Origin of the sequence: Acinetobacter sp. NIPH 817, assembly GCF_000368405.1 — a bacterium.
Lineage (GTDB): Bacteria > Pseudomonadota > Gammaproteobacteria > Pseudomonadales > Moraxellaceae > Acinetobacter.
Map to the genome: position 1 here is coordinate 2,843,280 of NZ_KB849420.1, position 17,251 is coordinate 2,860,530.

Genomic DNA, 17,251 nt, shown 5'->3' on the forward strand with positions numbered 1-17,251 from the left:
TTAAGCTATTATTATTGTGCGATTTTGCCCGACATTCCTTGCCAAGCTCGTTGTGCGTTTATAATCTCAAAAACGTGGGGTGTACTCTAGCAGCAAATATCTCGAATCTATGTAAGCTTTTTCTTACAAGGATAAAAATATTAAGTTTGGCTTAACGAACTAATCGATTAACTTTCTGAACTAAACCACTTTTTCGTGTCGTACGAACTGTAAAGGACTGTAGTAAAGCTTCGGGATGAACCAAAAGACTTACTACTTTTTTAGCGCGTGTAATCGCAGTGTAAATAAGCTCTTGGCTTAATAAATTCTTTGCGGCTTGATCTAAAACGACAGCAGTGTGTGTAAATTCAGACCCTTGCGATTTATGAATTGTTAAAGCGAAAGCACTTTGAATACTTTTAGGTAATCGATTTGCAGCCACCCATTTATTCAAACTTGGAAAATATACTTCAAACTGCTGAGGTTGAGTTCTGTGTTCAAAACACAGACCAATGTCACCATTTGAAATACCGAGCTGATAGTCGTTATAAGTCATCATTACCGGACGACCAACATACCATCCCCCGGCTGTCACTATTGAAAGTTGTTGCTGTATCCAACGCTGCGCATATTGATTTAACTGCTGTAATCCAAATGGACCATGACGAACAGCAGTTAAAATGCGATAGTCATCAAATGCTTTTACTACGTTTTGGATCTGTTCAATCGAGCGTTCTTCTTTTAAATAATTTTTCAGGCTTTTTACATATCCTTGGAAACCGAGCATGAGCTTCTGATAATAAATTTCGACTTCTACGTGAATCCCTTCTGGCAAATACTCAAGCTGAACCACATCGGGCATATCAACTTCTAAAGGAATTGAACGTAATTCTGAAACCTGAACAATGTCACTTTCAAACTGTTGCAAAACCTGCTCATGATTGATCTGACTGGTTTGCATTTGAATAAAACGTGCCACCTGCCCAATCAACGCCCCTTCAGCAAAACGGCGACTGGTTTGTAATTGTACCCTGTTGTCGGCGAGTGCCTGTATTTGTTGCAAGTCAGCAAGAACAGCTCCGACGTCGACGGAAGCGAGCTGATTTGCATCACCTAATAAAATAATTCGACAAGACTCTGGCACTGCTTCAAATAGAAGAGTAGCTAGATTTAAATCCAGCATAGAAGCCTCATCCACGACAATCACGTCATAAGGAAGCGGTTGTTTTTGATTAAACCGTGGTGTTTGGCTATGTCCCATTCCCAACAAACGGTGAATCGTTTGTGTTCCCTGATTCCTTAGTTCTTCGCTCACTAATCCAGACTCAAGCAGTTTAGGATCGTTAAACGAGTTCTGTAAGGCCTCTTGCATGCGCTGTGCGGCTTTACCTGTTGGAGCAGCCATCGCTACACGAATATGTGGAATCGCTTGGCTAAGCACAGCAATAATACGTGCAAGCGTATAGGTCTTACCCGTACCTGGCCCACCCGTAATAATACTCAGGCTCTGCCGAGCAACCATTTGTAAAGCTGCCTGTTGATGCGGGTCTGTGAGTAGGTCTAAGTGGTCATCACAAGATACAGGTTGAATTAATTGTTGCTTTAATCGACAAATTTGTTCTGCAAGTCGTTGCTCTAGGTGCCAATATCGGTATAATGCCAACCCCTGCTCATCATAGACGCATGGGGCAACATTTGAGGTTGCTTGATCGGCAGATATAGCAAGCTGACCAAGTGCTGCAATTTGCTCAGAACTGACATCGATACAGCTATCGCCTTGTAAGCTCGCTTCAATAAGCTGCTGCAAGTAAGAAGTGGCTTCTGACACTTGCGATTGCTCAGTAAATGGAGCCTGATTTAAGAAGTTACTCCACGTTGTTAACCAGCTTAAATCGGCCTGTTCAGAGCTATTTAGATTGTCCACACACTTATCCACCTAGTTTTCCACACGCTTGTCCACATGGTTATAGACAGGCTTATCCACATGCCAAATATTTGTTAATATTAAAATTACATACTTTATCAGCATTTTTCATGCAATTTTATCCTCAGCAAAATACCCTAAAATAGCATCAAGACGCAGAATAAACTCAATGCTAGGCTGCCAGTAATAATAGCCCTGCTCAACTTCACCATTCATGCCACGTAAATAAAGATAAGTTGCCCCACCTAAATGTTGCTCAATTTGGTAATCCTGCATTTTGACTTGCAAATAGCGATGTAATGCAACGAGATATAGACCTGCTTGTAGCCAATAACTTGCTAAAGACATGCTTTGGGCAATGCTATCGCTACGATAATCCACAAGATCATCACCTAAGTAATTACTTTTATAATCGGCAATGTGGTAACGCTGCCCATCAAAATAAACTAAATCGATAGAACCGTTGAGATAACGTGCTGAACGTGCTTCAAGTAATTCGGGCATATTTAAACCATACTCAGCGAAAAGCTGCTGAATACGTGTCATCGCTAAAACTCGATCTGACAACGCCAAATAAAAAGGAAACTCTGACAAATACTGCTCTTGTTGAAGCTGATTTAGTCGGAAACCTTGATAAAGTGGCGTTCGCAAAATATCTTTCAGCCACTCTGCAATGGATTGGTAAAGCAGATTCTCGGCATCTTCTTGCTCTGGGAAGCTCTCGTTATATTTATTAAGTAAATCTTGCCAAAGACTACTATAGTCATTTTTAAAACGACGACGTATTTCACTTACCCAGTCGTCTGAACACTGAAAATCGATATGCTCAAAGATTTCATGCAAGAAATTACCGGCAAGCGTTCCTCGCGGAAAGTTACTCTTGATCCAGTCAATCGGCTGAGCACTGATTGCCTCAGCAGTGTTGATTAAATCCAGCTCATCTTCTGCTAATACAGCATCATTACTCTGACTGGCCAATAAATCTGTGCCAGCCTTATGTTTTAAATGCTGTGCCAAATAACTGAAACTGGTTTTACCTCTCGAATAAAAACGTTGTTCAGGAAACCGTTGTGCTTGTATTTCAATAATACTTGTTTGTTTGGCTAAATGAATTACCTGTGGAATCTGCTCCAAAACCATTTCATCCGTACAGCAACGGTGTTGAAAAGGCTCAGTCCTATTTTTCCAAAACGCGAGGCCTGATACTGATTTACCGTCAATATCTTGTAAAAGCGCGTAGACGCGGTGGCTTGCTCGCGTTAAAGCGACATACCAAAGACGATTCTGTTCAGCAAGCGCTCGTTCTTCGTGTTGCTTAAGTTCAACTTCATTCAAATAAGTCTTATCAGCAATCGCAACTACACGTTGAGTCAAGGTCTGACTTGAGTCTGGTTGGACTACATCTTGGGTCGAAAAATTGAGAGTTTTGTTATTTTCTCGAAAGGGCTTGTCTGCACCTAATAAGAAAACAATCTTAAATTCCAGTCCTTTTGACTGGTGAATTGTCATGAGCCGAACACCAGCTTCACTCGACAATTTACGTTCTAACTCCCAATCACGATCGAGAGGAGAACCCAACTGTTTGATATACCAGTGATAGAGGTTTTGCGCGCCTGAGTATTTCTCACTGTGCTGACTCAAAATTTCAGTCAAATGACGCAAGTTCACCACAACCCGTTCATTATCTTTACTTTGGGCAGCGACCAAATTTTGCCATATATCAAACTGGATGAGACATTGTTGCCATGCCACTAAAAAGCCTTGAGCGGACCACAACTCACGAATGACGTCAAAACCAGTCATAAACTGGCTTAACCCTTCGGCTGTCTGCTCAAGCTGCAATAGTTGTTTTAAATCCATGGCAAATAGGCGGCTAATTAAAGCTCGCTTCACTTTTGCTTCATCGTAAGGATGAAGTATGGCAGTCAACAAAGCACCAACGTCTTGAGCAATCGTGCAATCGAAAACACTTCGTTTTGATGGCCTGTTAACCCGAATTCCTAAACGTTCTAGCTCAAATTGAACTTTATCGAGGCCATCATGGTTACGGGACAATACCGCAATATCATCTTCGTTTAGAGTTTGAGTCTGAGCATCTTTTTGAAAATATAGTTGTCCAGCATGTGACTGGTTGAGTAGATCTCGAATCTTCCAAGCAACTTGCTGCGCCTCTGTTTCTTTATCTTTGAGCATGAGCCAGCGTAAAGGATGAGGATTATGATTGTTCTGCTCAATCAGCACAGGATGAGGCCGAGTTCCTGCTCGAATTGGATCATATTGAACCTCTTCGCCGAAATCAATTTGTCGTTGAAATAAGACATCGACCACTTCAACCAGATCTGCAACGGAGCGGTGGTTATGAATTAACTTATATTCGCGGCCATGTTTAGTTTGAATATCCTTATAGGCATTTAAGAAGGTGAGCATATCCCCACCGCGGAAACCGTAAATCGCCTGTTTCCGGTCACCCACCATAATCATGCAACCTTTCTGGTAGCGCTCTGGATGACGCCAAATGCTCGCCAACATGTCGTCTTGATCTTGGTTGGTGTCTTGAAATTCATCGACCAAAATTAAGGGATAACGTGCCTGAACAAATACAGCAAAACGCTGCCCCTGCTCACCTTTTAAAGCTTCAGAAAGTGTACGAATTTGCTGAGAAAAAGTAGTTTCACCTTTATTTTGCAGAACCTGAGGTAAACGTTTTTTCACCTCTACACACAAATAAGCTTTTAAAAAAATATGAAGCTGGTCGAACTGCTCAGCGTAGTTTTTCAGTACGCCAAATAGTTGTTGAATCTGTTGAATACAAGGATGCTGATAGAAACCATCTGAAATTTCAGCAGGACATTTCTTAAAAACTTTCTGATCGGCAAGTTGACCTAAAAACTTAAAAACAAGCTCACGTTGTGCAGTCAAAGACCCATCAAAAACCAAAATGCTGTCGCTTTGCATTAGAACTTGCAACAGCTGCGGCAAACATTCACTAAATAATTTGTTAAACGCCCCATTCCGAAATACGGTCCCGCTCACATGTTTATAGTGCTCGCCATCAAGCTGGTAATAGTTCTCTAAGAGGCTTAAGTCAATTTCTGTTGCCAACTGTTTGAGCTGAGCAAGTTGTTCAAATTGAATGGTTGGTTTTTCAGGAAGTTTAAAGTGAGCCGAACTAAAATTCAGTGAGTCTTCAACAAGTTTGACAAAACTATCGACACTCTTGAGTTCACCTGCCAGATACAACGCATCAATCACGGTCTGAGGTTGGGACTGTATCCATTCACGCAAAACATCATGAATCAGTTGTCGGCTATAGGTTTTGGCATCATCGGTAATTTGAGCGCGTTCAATTTTGCCACTCTCAAAGGCAAACTCACGTAATAGTTTTTGGCTAAAGCTATCGAGTGTCCCGACAAATAACTCGTCTAACTGATCGATGACCAATTTTAAACGTTCACACGCATAGGCAATACGCGTCGCAAAGCTTTTTAAAATATGTTGAAGTAATAAGTCAGACTCTTGCTCAGCCTGCGTCATTAATTCATGTTCTGTAAAACTGCGTTTGGTCTCTAAGTAACGATACGTTTCGACCAAACGGGCGCGAATACGACTTTTTAACTCAGCAGCGGCAGCACGGGTAAACGTGGTCGCAATGACTTGTCGAGGCAAATACTTTTCAAGAAAGATACGGACCATCAAACTTGATAAGGTATAGGTTTTTCCTGTACCTGCCGAAGCTTCAATTAAGTGCAAGCCACTAAATTCAATATCAATAATAGGTTGATAAGACACCTGTACTCTTGAGTTCATGTCTTACTCCGAATGTTGAAATTGAAAAACTGGATGATACAGATCATACGCAAACTCATCACAAGCATGTTGAAGCAAAGCTTGCGCATCTTGTTCTTGTAAAATAAAGCTCCAGTCTCGATGCAACTTGCAAGCTTCATTTTGAGTCATATCCATTGTGGTAAATGACCCTGTTTCATTCCAGTATTTTAACAGCTCAGCATAGCTCTTCTCATCCAGTTTTGCTTTTTCGGCCTGATTTGTTGTTTCCCACTGATATGCTTTGGCTTTTTCTAATGGTTTTAATAATAAGGCTGCTGGTAGAACCAAGGGTTGTTGCTGTGCATGACGCCAGATTTTAAACCATGGCTGTAAATATTGCCGAGCTTGCTCAGAACTAACCCCACTACAAATCACAGTTTGATCGCTAAAAACCACAATACGGCGTTTTTCAGCTCCTGCACTTCCCTCATTCAAATAAGCTAACCAAAGTAGGTGTTCCAACCAGACTTTCGCGCGTCTTTTTGCGCGGGCACTTGAAGGTTCCATACTCACCCAATCCTGAGTTTCAGACTTTGGAACCGTAATATTCATATGAAGCTGTTTAGCAATTCGCCAAATACGCTGAGTTATTTGTGTCACTGCGGGTGCATAATGATGTAGGCGTTCAAGCAAACATTCTTGCTCAAACACACCTTGTTGCCATGCGCTATATTTGACTTTACCTACAGGTAACTGATCAATTAATACTTCAGGTTGTGCTTGCTGTTCGGATTGCTGTAAAAAATGTCGGATCGCATAGCGCCCTAAACCATCTAATAATAAAGGTTCATTTTGGTCGAGCACTCCGACACTTCCTAAGTTTTCTACCCCTAAAGTTTTCAAATATAACCGTGCAGGGAACGTCACATCCTGTATCCACTGCTGGCTATCTAAAACCAGCATATCAGGGGCCTGTAGCGGATAGGTCGTATTCGCCCAAGGTTGACGGTTTCCTGAGACTTGCTGAATTTGTGAAGCGACCTTAAACCAGTGATCTTGATAACGGATCACACTTTTTTCTACAGTAAAACCTTTCGGGTCGAAGGGCTGTAAGTCATGTAAGTGATAGAGTTGTATTAACTGTGATGGAATCTCAATCCCTTCCACAACTACGTTCTCAGGTACACCATCTTCAGCTTTCACAATCAAGGCAAGATGTTCACGGAACTCTTGAAGAATACTGGAAGGTTCTCGCACCTCACCATCATTCACATCAAAACCGTTATAAAACAGCCATAAATTGTCTTGTGCTAATAATAAAGCATCTAAAAAAGCACCTTGATCATCTTCAAGACGAGAGCGATCACCCAACTGTTGACGCAGTGCATCCATTAAATCAAATGGAACGTGGGTATCTCGGTTTGGAAATTGGCCTGCATCAAGATTTAGCATGACCATTAGGCGGTAAGGTAACGGTCGAATATGTCCAATTTGGGCAAAGGTAATCTGCCCTGTCGGTTCAGCTTGCGCACTTTGGCTTTCTAAAGTTCGCTGAATTTCTTCAATAATATAAGGCAGAGGCAACGTAATTTTGCGCAAAGTTCCTGTTTCTGTCTCGGCGTAATAGCTTGCGAGCGTCAACATTCGCTCTTGTTTCTTAACAATTTCTCGAACGGCTTTTAGAGCAGCAACACCACCCTGTTCAAACTCAACAATATCTTTGCCCAATACCTGAAGCCAATATTCAACCGTGTAGACTTTCCCCTGTTCATGTAAAGTCAGCCAATCACGACGCTCATTCAAATCTTGATAAATTTGAATGAGTGTACCAATCAGCTCAAAATCACCCGGTTGAACTTTGGCATAACTCAAGACCTGATTAAACGTCGCATGTACAGGCACAGCAATGCCAAGGGCCAATCGCTCTAAGGCAAATTTAAAGCTATATCGGTAATCGTCGTCCCCTTCACACAAACTGCGCTTGAGATGCTCTGCATCAAGCCCTCGTTTAAAGCCTGCATCGGCAAGTAAATTTAAAATTCGCTCAACCTGAACATACTCAAGTTCGTAACGCTGCTGGGTCGCATGTAAGCTTAACCAGTCAGCAAAATCATCAAAGCTAAAACGCCCCTGCATCAGTTGAATACGCCCAATCACAGCACGCCATGCATTAAGTGCATCGAGTGATGCAACACCTGCGATTTTCACGGGCAAATGCACTCCCTGTTCAGTAGCAGTAGCGGGAAATACACTTCGAATTAGAGGCTCAATATCAGCCAAATTAGGAACTAAAACTAAAATATCGTTTGGACGGCGCGGTTGCTCATGTGGTTTAGCCAGCCAACCAATCAATTGCTCTTTTAATACTTCAAGTTGACGTAAAGTCGAATGACAAACATGAATCTGAATAGAGTCATCATCGGAAGCAAGCTCATATTGCTTAGCTTGCGGCTCCACTAAATGCAAAATATCTGACTGAACTTTACCGAGTAAACTTTCTGGGAAATCATCCACAAAAGCATCAACCCACTTACCTTCTTCGCCCGTAGACAAATTCGATAATAGTGAAAAGTGGTCGCGTGCTTGTTTACCCAATCTGGTTAAAAGCGGATGTCTGGACTCACGCGCTTCAGCATTAAAGTTGAGTGTAAATTTATTAAAGAAATCATTAATTTCAGCATCTGTAGCCTTTGGATTTTTTGCAATAAAACGCTCTTTTACGCCTAGATCATAACGTTGTTTCCACAGTGGATCGACACTATCAGCCCAATATTCTTGTGAAGGGTTATAGTGCAAAATCAACACATCAACGTATTGCCCTAAACGGCGCAAAAACTGTAACTGGCTTGGCGGCAAATCTAATAACGTAAAGATCACCACCTGATTAGGTAATCTTGAAATAGCACGCTTACTGCGGTCTGGATGATCTAGCTCTTGCCAGAACAAAGCATCAATTTGCTGCATCTGCACAAAATCATCATGAAAATGTTGCTGCCACAACCAACGCTGCCAGCGTTCTAGTTCCTCAGTTTGGTGCAATGCAAAAGCAGTCACTTCTTCATCTTTTTGTACTATATATTTTTCAATATCGAGTGCTCGCCCCTGCCCCCAAGCAGACAACCAGTTTTCTGGACAGGTACAACTATTTTCACAACCACGCTGGCACTGTCCACGATAAATCATATAGTTGCTAAATAGATCAGCAACCTGCTCAGCGACCCAATACAGCATTTTTTGTTTTTTTAATTGCTTATCTATGCCTTGTTCGAGTCGATCTGCACTGTCATAAATACGCTGAACAATAGAATGTAAAGGATGCGATGTGTCTATGCTCATCGTGTCAGGTTGAATAAATTCGTGTAAAGCCTGATGCACCCGCCATTTAAAAATCAAACGGGGGATGTTGGCTTTACGAACCTGTTCTTTATGTGCAGTTAAGACTTGCTGGTAGGCATACCATTGGAAGCCGCGTACCCGTTGGTGAAACTGGTAATTGGCACTCATGCCTTGTTGTTCTGCAAGTTTTTGTATCAGCCACTGCTCGACCGCAGGACTTGGAACAATAAAATGCTGGGTTTTCAAAACCTGTAATGGATGCGTTGAAGCTTGAGATGTAGACGCCAATACACCTTGCAGCAACACATCAATACGTTGACTTTGAATAACGTGGATCCCCATTTATTTCATTTCCTGCTTGCATAATTTATGCACAAAATCATAAACATTCATTACTATACAACTGAATCTGACTATGTCACGTTGGTTTAAACACAGCATAATCTAACTTTAAGTGTCACTTACACTTGGTTTTGAAGAAGCATCAAGAAACTGATACAGGTAAACATGATGAAAATTGATAATATTCCTGACTATATTGATCCTAGCCTAAATCTGGAACAAATTCGCGATGAGTGTCATGACCTCATCAAAAAAAGAGCTTACATGTCAGCTGGGGCGGCAATTGTACCGATTCCATTTTTTGACGTGGTGGTAGATTTAGGAATTTTGTCGCACCTCATTCCAGATATCAATTCCCGTTTTGGTTTAGCACCTGAACACGTAAGTGTCTATGACCCAAAAACTAAAACAATTCACTGGGATGAGCTACGTAAACGCGGTTTTGAATTTTCAGGCTTTGTAGTGGCACGCACTACCGTTAAAAAAACATTTAATGGCTTTTTTGGCAAAATCGTAACGAAACAAGTCACTAAATTTATACCGCTAGGCGGACAAATTGTAGCAGCTAGTTTAGGCTATTTCATGATGAAAAAAATAGCAGAAACACATCTTACTGACAGTTACAATCTTGCAAAACGTATTCAGCAAAAAAGCCGCACCACCATTGTAAATTAATCTATGCCTTATGGCTGAGAGCTTAATCTGCTCTCAGCTGTTTTAACACCGCCTTTAATACTTCTAGACGTGCTGTATATTTATCATCAGTTGCAATAATATACCAAGGTGCGTAGTCAGTACTGGTTCGCTCAAACATATCTGCTGCCGCTTTTAAATAATCGTCCCACTTATCACGATTACGCCAATCTTCTGCGGTAATTTTAAAACGTTTATGCGGTGTTTCTTCTCTAGCCTTAAAGCGCTGCTCTTGCTCATCTTTGCTAATCGCAAGCCAAATTTTTACCACAATAGTTTGGCTATCAAATAAATCTTTTTCAAATCGGTTAATTTCGTCATAGGCACGCTGCCATTCTAAAGGTGAAGCAAATCCTTCAACACGTTCAACGAGTACACGTCCATACCATGTCCGGTCAAAGATCGTGATTTTCTCGGCTTCATTAATGCGGTTCCAAAAGCGCCATAAGTAAGGATGTCGTGCTTCAAAGCGCTCAGGTGCTCCAATACAGTGAATATCATATTCACGCGGGTCTAGGTTTTTAACAATTCGCTTAATTGCACCCCCTTTACCAGCAGCATCCATTCCCTCAAAAGCAATGACGACATTGCGTTTATCGAAACGCATGGCATCAGCAATTTTTTTGCTTAATTTATCGAGCTCTTTTTTATAGTCAGCTTTTTCAAGTGGTTCATTAGAAGGTTTTAATAAACTTTCTGGAATTTTGGCCTGCTGCCATTTTCCTTTAACTTCGGTTTCATGGTCTGGAAGTTGGCGCATGTGTTGTAAAAGGTATTGAGCAAAAAACTGATCACGCTGTTTTTCATCTTCCCCATCAATAATGTACCAATCATCGGTAAAACGACGGCGTAACTTTTGCAAAGTGTCGTATTGTTTTTTATTACGCCAGTCTAGACCATGGAGTTTATGCCAGTGTTGCTCTGACGGGTCAATTTTGTCTAAACGTTTTTGTAGTGATTTCCATGAAAGATCGAACCAGACTTTAACGACATCGACATAGTTATTTTTTAGATCTTGCTCAAATGCCCGCATATTTTCAACATAAGCATCAAAGCGTGCTTCATCTAAAGGTTCAGACACATGTGTTGCTGTAACGAGCAAATCGCTATACCAATTACCAAACATCACCACAATTTGACCTTCGGTAGGAATAAACTCCGAGTAAGATTGCCAAAATGCTTCTGTATCTGTCAGCACACGTGGTGCGTCTGCTTTGACTCGTAAATATCTAGGGTCTAACCATTCACGGAGCTGCTTAACTGCCTCCCCTTTACCTGCCAGCTCAATACCACTCATTAAAATCAGCGTGCTTTTCGCATTGGGTTTTCCCCGACTTTCTTTTAACGCATATTGTGCTTCAATCAAGTCAACTGAAAGCAGTTCTTCATCTCGAATTTCAAATTTTGGTTGTTGTTCACTCATAGTCCACGGCTCTAATATTTTATTGTTTAATTTCGATGATCTTTAACTTATGCGGTTAAATGATGAATTGCTATACAAATTATGTCATTGCGACAAAAATCTGTCTAAGAATTGACGCATGAATCATTTTTTTTACATCTACTCGCCATAGTACAAGGTTACAATGCCTCTTATGATTTTTTACAAATAGCCCAATATTAGAGCCTTAAATGTCTAAACTCGCTGCTTTTGATGAACTTTTACAACAATATAAAACATTTAATTATCACGATAATCCAATGCTTGCCCAACGTTTGCAAGATGTACAAACATGGCTAAAAGAGCGGATGAAAGATACGCATCACGACTTTTTTAATCTGCCTGAACATAAACTCATGTCAGAGTATTTTTTAAATCGCTTATATGGTGGTCCAGAGTTTGATGCTCTAGCGGCTCAAATTGAACGCTTATTGAAATATGCCCATAAAGCCGAAAAAGTATTGCCTGAAAATGCAATTAAAACTGGCACTAAATCGGTAAGTTTAGCTGTGCTTGCAACTCAACTTGATGAACAAGTAGCTATGCAGCTTCTTGAGGACTATCCAGCAGATACAGTACTCACTGATGAGATTATGCGTTTAACCTTAATCAAGCTTGATCAGGCAGAAGCGCGTTATCAACAGCTTGCTCTTCTTGATGATTTAGGCGCAGCTCTCGATAAATACATGCGCTCATTTATGATGTTTACAGCTTTTAAAATGTGTAAAGGCATTGCCCAAAAATATCACTTCGAATTGATGTATGATTTCATTCAAGATGGTTTTAGTGCGATGAAACCGTTAAAATCAGCCGAGAACTTTATCAAGACTTTTACTGAAAAAGAACGCCAAATTATTGAAAATGTACATTCAGGGCATCCGAATCCGTTTAGAGTGTGATAAGGTCGGCACAGAGAAAAAATCAACCTTACGAAGTTGAGATTTTATTCATTATATTTGCATGATGATGCCTGTAAAAATAGACAAAATCTGTCATCATGCAGAACTTATTCCGTTTCACTTGAGTTTGAGTCTAGGAGAGACAATATGTCTAACGAAAACCAAAAGCCAACATCTCCAACTGAGCAGGCACAAAGTTCAGACAAAGTTAGCCCATTCCTAAGCTCACCTTTACCGCAAGGTATCCCTCAAGGGCAACAACAAACTTTACAGCAAACGCTAACAGATACACCTGTCAGCGGTTCTGTACCAAAATATAATTTACCACGTGGTGCTGGCAATACTGGCAATGTTGGTGAAACCACCCACTTCGGTTATTCAACTGTTAGAACTGAAGATAAAGCTCAAAAAGTTGCAGAAGTATTCCACTCGGTTGCAAGCAAATATGACTTGATGAATGACTTAATGTCATTTGGTATTCACCGCCTATGGAAACGCTTCGCAATTAACATGTCTGGCGTACGCCGTGGTCAACACGTGTTAGATATTGCTGGTGGTACAGGCGATTTAGCGAAAGTATTCAGCCGTGAAGTTGGTCCTCAAGGTCATGTCGTTCTTTCAGACATTAACGAATCTATGCTGAATGTCGGTCGCGACCGCCTAATTGACGCAGGCTGTACCAATGTTGATTTCGTACTTGCCAATGCAGAAACTTTAGAACCTTTTGCAGATAACAGCTTTGACTTACTCACCATTAGCTTTGGTTTACGCAACGTAACAGATAAAGATGCAGCGCTTGCATCTATGTTCCGTGTATTGAAGCCAGGTGGTCGTTTACTTATTCTTGAGTTTTCTAAGCCTGTATTTGAGCCATTCTCAAAACTTTATGACCTCTATTCATTCACTGCTTTACCGATTATGGGTAAATTGGTTGCGAATGACTCAGAAAGTTATAAATATTTGGCTGAATCAATTCGTATGCATCCGGACCAACGCACCTTAAAAGGTATGATGGAAAATGCTGGTTTTCAGAACTGTGACTATCATAACCTTACTGCTGGTATCGTTGCCGTTCACCGTGGCTTCAAACTGTAAGGGATAAAGATATGTGGTCGATTCTGGCACTCGGTGCAGTCGAACGTATCATTCATCATCTGATCGATCTGGATGCGGTTACACGCATTCAGCTTAATCAGTTACAGGGCAAAATGCTGCGTGTTGTGATTGATAGCCCGCAGCTTTCTGTCGATGTATTCTTTGACCAAGAAAAAGTACGTCTTGAACCTACTGCAACAGGACATAGCGAAAAGCCTTCTATTTTTGAACAACGCCCTTTTGATGCGCAATTCAAAATTTCTGAAGCAACAGCAACTTTGCATGTTAAAGATGTCGTCGAACTGATTAAATTATTGGTCAGCGATCCAGATCAGATTGGCAATATTCCATTGCAAGGTGACTACCATCTGCTACAGGATATTCAAAAGATTATGCAGCAAGCTGAACCAGATTTAGCTTCGCACTTATCAAGATGGGTAGGCCCTCAACTCGCCCACGAAATTGGTAAAATTCAACTTGCACCAAAACATTTAAAACGCTCTCTTCAAAGTCATCTATTTTTTGCAGAAGACGCATTAAAAGAAGACAGCGGTCTATTTGCCCCTCGTTGGGAAATGGATGATTTAACCCAAGCAACTCGCAAGCTTAATCAAGACATTGACCGTCTAGAAGCAAGATTGCAGCAACTCAACATACAACTACAACCCTCTCAAGACTAGGTAAGACCGTATATGATTCCGCACGTTTCACGTTTACTCGAACTTTGGCGTATTGCAGCGCACTATAGACTCGATACGTTGTTCCCTGCGGATGAATTACCAGTTAAAGCTCAACGTGCATTAAGTGTTATTAAAATGCACCCAGCTGCATGGTCTAGTCGCGAACGTAAAAATCCTTTAAAGCTCAAAGAAGCTTTGGAAGAGATGGGGCCGCTTGCAATTAAGCTTGGACAATTACTGTCAACTCGACGTGATTTGATTCCACCTGAAATACTCGCTCAATTGGTCTTACTTCAAGACCAGGTAAAACCTTTTGATAGCAATGTTGCCAAACAACGTATTCAAGAATCATTAAAAGCTGACGTAAATACCTTGTTTGCACGATTTGATGACCAGCCATTAGCAGCTGCTTCAATTGCACAAGTTCATACTGCTGCTTTGCACGATGGTCGTGAAGTCGTTGTTAAGGTAACTCGCCCCGACATTCGCAACCAAATTTTGCAAGACTTTGAAATTTTGGCATGGTTAGGTAACACACTAGAAAGTCGCCTTGAAGCTGCTCGTGCCTTACATCTCTCTGAAATTATTCAAGATTACCGCCAGATTATCTTAAATGAGCTGGACTTAAGTATCGAAGCAGACAACACCCGTCGTATGCGCCATTATTTTACTGGCTCAACCATGATGTATGTGCCTGAAGTCTACATGGACACCAAAGATGTCATGGTGGCAGAGCGCATTACAGGTGTTCCTATTTCAGATACGGCAACTTTTGACCGTCTAGGCATGGACCGCGCACAACTTGCAGAAAAAGGATTAACCATTTTCTTTACGCAAGTATTCCGCGATAACTTTTTCCATGCTGACATGCACCCCGGCAATGTCTTTGTAGAAACAATTAACCCAAGCAATCCACGCTTTATTGCGCTCGACTGTGCAATTATGGGCGAGTTATCTAAGCATGACCAGATGACTATTGCCCGCATGTTGCTTGCTGTAATGAATAGCAACTTTATGCAGCTCATTCAAATTGTGCATCAAGCTGGTTGGATTCCACCGGGTACAGACCAAGATGCGCTATCACGTGAAATGCGCCGCACCGTTGGCCCAATGGTTTCTAAACCAATGGATCAACTTGATTTTGCTGGCATCTTGATTCAAGTAATGGATATTGCCCGTCGATTCCATTTAGAGATTCCGCCACAACTCATGTTGTTGCTAAAAACTTTAGTGCATGTCGAAGGCCTAGGGACCGATCTTTACCCGCAGCTCGACATCTGGAAATTGGCAAAACCAATTTTGACTGAATGGGTCAAAGCCAACATGAACCCAGTCAAAAATATAAAAGAGTTAGGACAGCAATTACCTGACTTGCTTTTAGGTGCTCAAGATTTCCCAAGCTTAATTGTTGATAGTTTAAATGGTTTAAAAAATCAGTCTGCTTGGCAAGACCGTCAGTTACGCGAAATGCAGCAACTTCGTTTACAAATGGAGCATCAACAACGCCGCAGTTGGATGTTCGGTAGTAGCATGCTGATTTTACTGACTATTGCGATTATTAGCCCTTGGTTTGTCTCGATTATTCTGATTGTGCTAAGTAGTTTATTAGCACTTTGGCGCATCTTGAAATAAGTTTAAAATCCCTTGCCAGTGCAAGGGATTTTTTTATGAAAAAACTTTAATTTTAAAAAATTTATAGCTCAACTATTCGTTCATTGCTAAATTGAACCTATAAATGCTTCAAAAGAATAAACAATGAAAACACCTCATTTTGCCATTATCGGTGCTGGTACAGCAGGTTTAGCTACGGCGATTTTACTTGCCCGTGAAGGCAATAACGTTACAATTTTTGAACAAGTTGATGAGTTATCTCCGGTCGGTGCTGGTTTATTGCTACAACCCGCGGGCTTAGCCGTATTTGAACATTTAGGGGTGCTCGACAAAGCCTTAACATTAGGTGCGAGAGTCACAGGCTTAGAAGGACAACTTCCAGATAAGCGTCTTTTAGTGAACAGTCATTATCATGAAGCATCAGCAAATCTTTATGGTTTAGGTATACACCGTGCCACTTTATGTCATGTACTCACACAAAAACTTAGTGAATATTCGAGCCAAATTACTTGGCGTATGAACCATTCTGTTGAGAGTTTTGAAGAACATAATGATGAAGTTCGGTTATTCGGAAATCATCAAAATCAAAAGTTTGATGCTCGTTTTGATGCCGTCCTTATTGCCAATGGTGCTCGTAGCCGATTACGCCCCAAAGCATGGGTAAAGGTTGACCAAGCCTATCCTTGGGGTGCGGCGTGGAGTATCGTGCCTGAATGCCAAGTCCTCGATTCTGAAATTCTGCATCAATTTTATGATCGCTCAAAGATTATGATGGGAATTCTTCCTACAGGAGCGATTCCAACAGAACCTCAACAGCGCCTTTCAAGTATCTTCTGGAGCTTGCCTACTCCGCAATTACAAAGCTTTCTGCAAGATGAACAAGCTAAACAAACTTGGTTAAAGCAAGTCTCTGAGCGTTGGCCCACAGTTGCAGAATGGCTAAAAGAGATTTTATATAACAGTCAAACTCAACCTAAATGGCTATCTGCAAACTACCGTGATGTCGTCATGACTCAATTTGGTCAAGGTAGAATTGGTGTGATTGGAGATGCAGCTCATGCAATGAGCCCACAGTTGGGGCAAGGTGCAAATATGGCATTATTGGATGCTTGGGCTTTTTCTCAATCATTGCAACATGCCAAGAAGAACCAAAACATTGATTGGCCCCTACTCTGGCAGCACTACCACCAGCTTCGCCGCTCATCCACCCAGTTTTATCAATTTCTTAGTCGCTTATTAACACCCCTTTATCAATCTGAACATTGGTGGGCTGGAGGCTTAAGAGATTTAGTTTTCCCTTGGATGTATCAAATCCACTATTTTCGAAAAGAAATGGCAATCACAATTTCAGGTTTAAAGACTGGTCCATTTCAGCAAATTGATTATGATCGAGTGGCTCAATTACCTAAAGAAAGACGTGCTTTCAATTTAAAAAGCGAATCTTTGTCGGACTATTAACCCAACTAAATGATAGTGAGTAACA

Annotated in this window: 10 protein-coding genes; 6 read left to right on the forward strand and 4 right to left on the reverse strand. The window is 41.2% G+C overall.

Annotated features, from left to right (window positions below):
• Nucleotides 1–151: 151 nt before the first annotated feature.
• The 3 genes from recD to F968_RS17010 all read right to left on the reverse strand — a co-directional run bounded on the left by recD (nt 152) and on the right by F968_RS17010 (nt 9,349).
• Complete coding sequence (gene recD, locus F968_RS17000) at nt 152–1,903, reverse strand: exodeoxyribonuclease V subunit alpha (RefSeq protein ID WP_004794968.1); 1,752 nt, start codon at nt 1,901–1,903, stop codon at nt 152–154.
• Nucleotides 1,904–2,011: 108 nt separating this feature from the next.
• Complete coding sequence (locus F968_RS17005) at nt 2,012–5,710, reverse strand: UvrD-helicase domain-containing protein (protein WP_004794970.1); 3,699 nt, start codon at nt 5,708–5,710, stop codon at nt 2,012–2,014.
• Nucleotides 5,711–5,713: 3 nt separating this feature from the next.
• Entirely contained in the window at nt 5,714–9,349 is a 3,636-nt protein-coding gene (locus F968_RS17010) for an exodeoxyribonuclease V subunit gamma (RefSeq protein ID WP_004794972.1), read from the reverse strand.
• Nucleotides 9,350–9,517: 168 nt separating this feature from the next.
• Here F968_RS17010 and F968_RS17015 point away from each other — a divergent pair, with 168 nt between their 5' ends.
• Nucleotides 9,518–10,024 (forward strand): hypothetical protein, encoded by a 507-nt coding sequence (locus F968_RS17015; RefSeq protein ID WP_034596465.1) that lies wholly within the window; start codon nt 9,518–9,520, stop codon nt 10,022–10,024.
• Between the two features lie 22 nt (nt 10,025–10,046).
• Here F968_RS17015 and F968_RS17020 read toward each other — a convergent pair whose 3' ends face one another.
• Nucleotides 10,047–11,465: a polyphosphate:AMP phosphotransferase gene (locus F968_RS17020; RefSeq protein WP_004794976.1), complete on the reverse strand. Its 1,419-nt coding sequence runs from the start codon at nt 11,463–11,465 to the stop codon at nt 10,047–10,049.
• Nucleotides 11,466–11,674: 209 nt separating this feature from the next.
• On the opposite strand from F968_RS17020, the gene F968_RS17025 reads away from it, so the two are divergent.
• The 5 genes from F968_RS17025 (at nt 11,675) to F968_RS17045 (ending at nt 17,226) form a co-directional block, all read left to right on the forward strand.
• Complete coding sequence (locus F968_RS17025; RefSeq protein WP_004794977.1) at nt 11,675–12,382, forward strand: DUF8198 family protein; 708 nt, start codon at nt 11,675–11,677, stop codon at nt 12,380–12,382.
• 147 nt (nt 12,383–12,529) lie between these two features.
• The gene (ubiE, locus tag F968_RS17030) at nt 12,530–13,477 is read left to right on the forward strand and encodes a bifunctional demethylmenaquinone methyltransferase/2-methoxy-6-polyprenyl-1,4-benzoquinol methylase UbiE (RefSeq protein WP_004794979.1); all 948 of its coding nucleotides are present in this window, start codon (nt 12,530–12,532) and stop codon (nt 13,475–13,477) included.
• An 11-nt stretch (nt 13,478–13,488) separates the two neighbouring features.
• Nucleotides 13,489–14,157 carry a ubiquinone biosynthesis accessory factor UbiJ gene (locus F968_RS17035; protein ID WP_004794980.1) on the forward strand — a complete coding sequence of 223 codons (669 nt, stop codon included), beginning with the start codon at nt 13,489–13,491 and terminating at the stop codon, nt 14,155–14,157.
• A gap of 12 nt (nt 14,158–14,169) precedes the next feature.
• Nucleotides 14,170–15,789, forward strand: coding sequence for an ABC1 kinase family protein (locus F968_RS17040; RefSeq protein ID WP_004794982.1), 1,620 nt, complete (start codon nt 14,170–14,172; stop codon nt 15,787–15,789).
• A gap of 123 nt (nt 15,790–15,912) precedes the next feature.
• Nucleotides 15,913–17,226, forward strand: coding sequence for an FAD-dependent oxidoreductase (locus F968_RS17045; protein WP_004794984.1), 1,314 nt, complete (start codon nt 15,913–15,915; stop codon nt 17,224–17,226).
• Nucleotides 17,227–17,251 lie beyond the last annotated feature (25 nt).

Excerpts from the sequence above, each read along its gene's own strand:
- F968_RS17025 (WP_004794977.1), top strand. The coding sequence starts at position 11,675 with ATGTCTAAACTCGCTGCTTTTGATGAACTTTTACAACAATATAAAACA.
- F968_RS17040 (WP_004794982.1), top strand. The coding sequence starts at position 14,170 with ATGATTCCGCACGTTTCACGTTTACTCGAACTTTGGCGTATTGCAGCG.
- F968_RS17010 (WP_004794972.1), bottom strand. The coding sequence starts at position 9,349 with ATGGGGATCCACGTTATTCAAAGTCAACGTATTGATGTGTTGCTGCAA.
- ubiE (WP_004794979.1), top strand. The coding sequence starts at position 12,530 with ATGTCTAACGAAAACCAAAAGCCAACATCTCCAACTGAGCAGGCACAA.
- F968_RS17035 (WP_004794980.1), top strand. The coding sequence starts at position 13,489 with ATGTGGTCGATTCTGGCACTCGGTGCAGTCGAACGTATCATTCATCAT.
- F968_RS17005 (WP_004794970.1), bottom strand. The coding sequence starts at position 5,710 with ATGAACTCAAGAGTACAGGTGTCTTATCAACCTATTATTGATATTGAA.
- F968_RS17045 (WP_004794984.1), top strand. The coding sequence starts at position 15,913 with ATGAAAACACCTCATTTTGCCATTATCGGTGCTGGTACAGCAGGTTTA.
- F968_RS17015 (WP_034596465.1), top strand. The coding sequence starts at position 9,518 with ATGAAAATTGATAATATTCCTGACTATATTGATCCTAGCCTAAATCTG.
- F968_RS17020 (WP_004794976.1), bottom strand. The coding sequence starts at position 11,465 with ATGAGTGAACAACAACCAAAATTTGAAATTCGAGATGAAGAACTGCTT.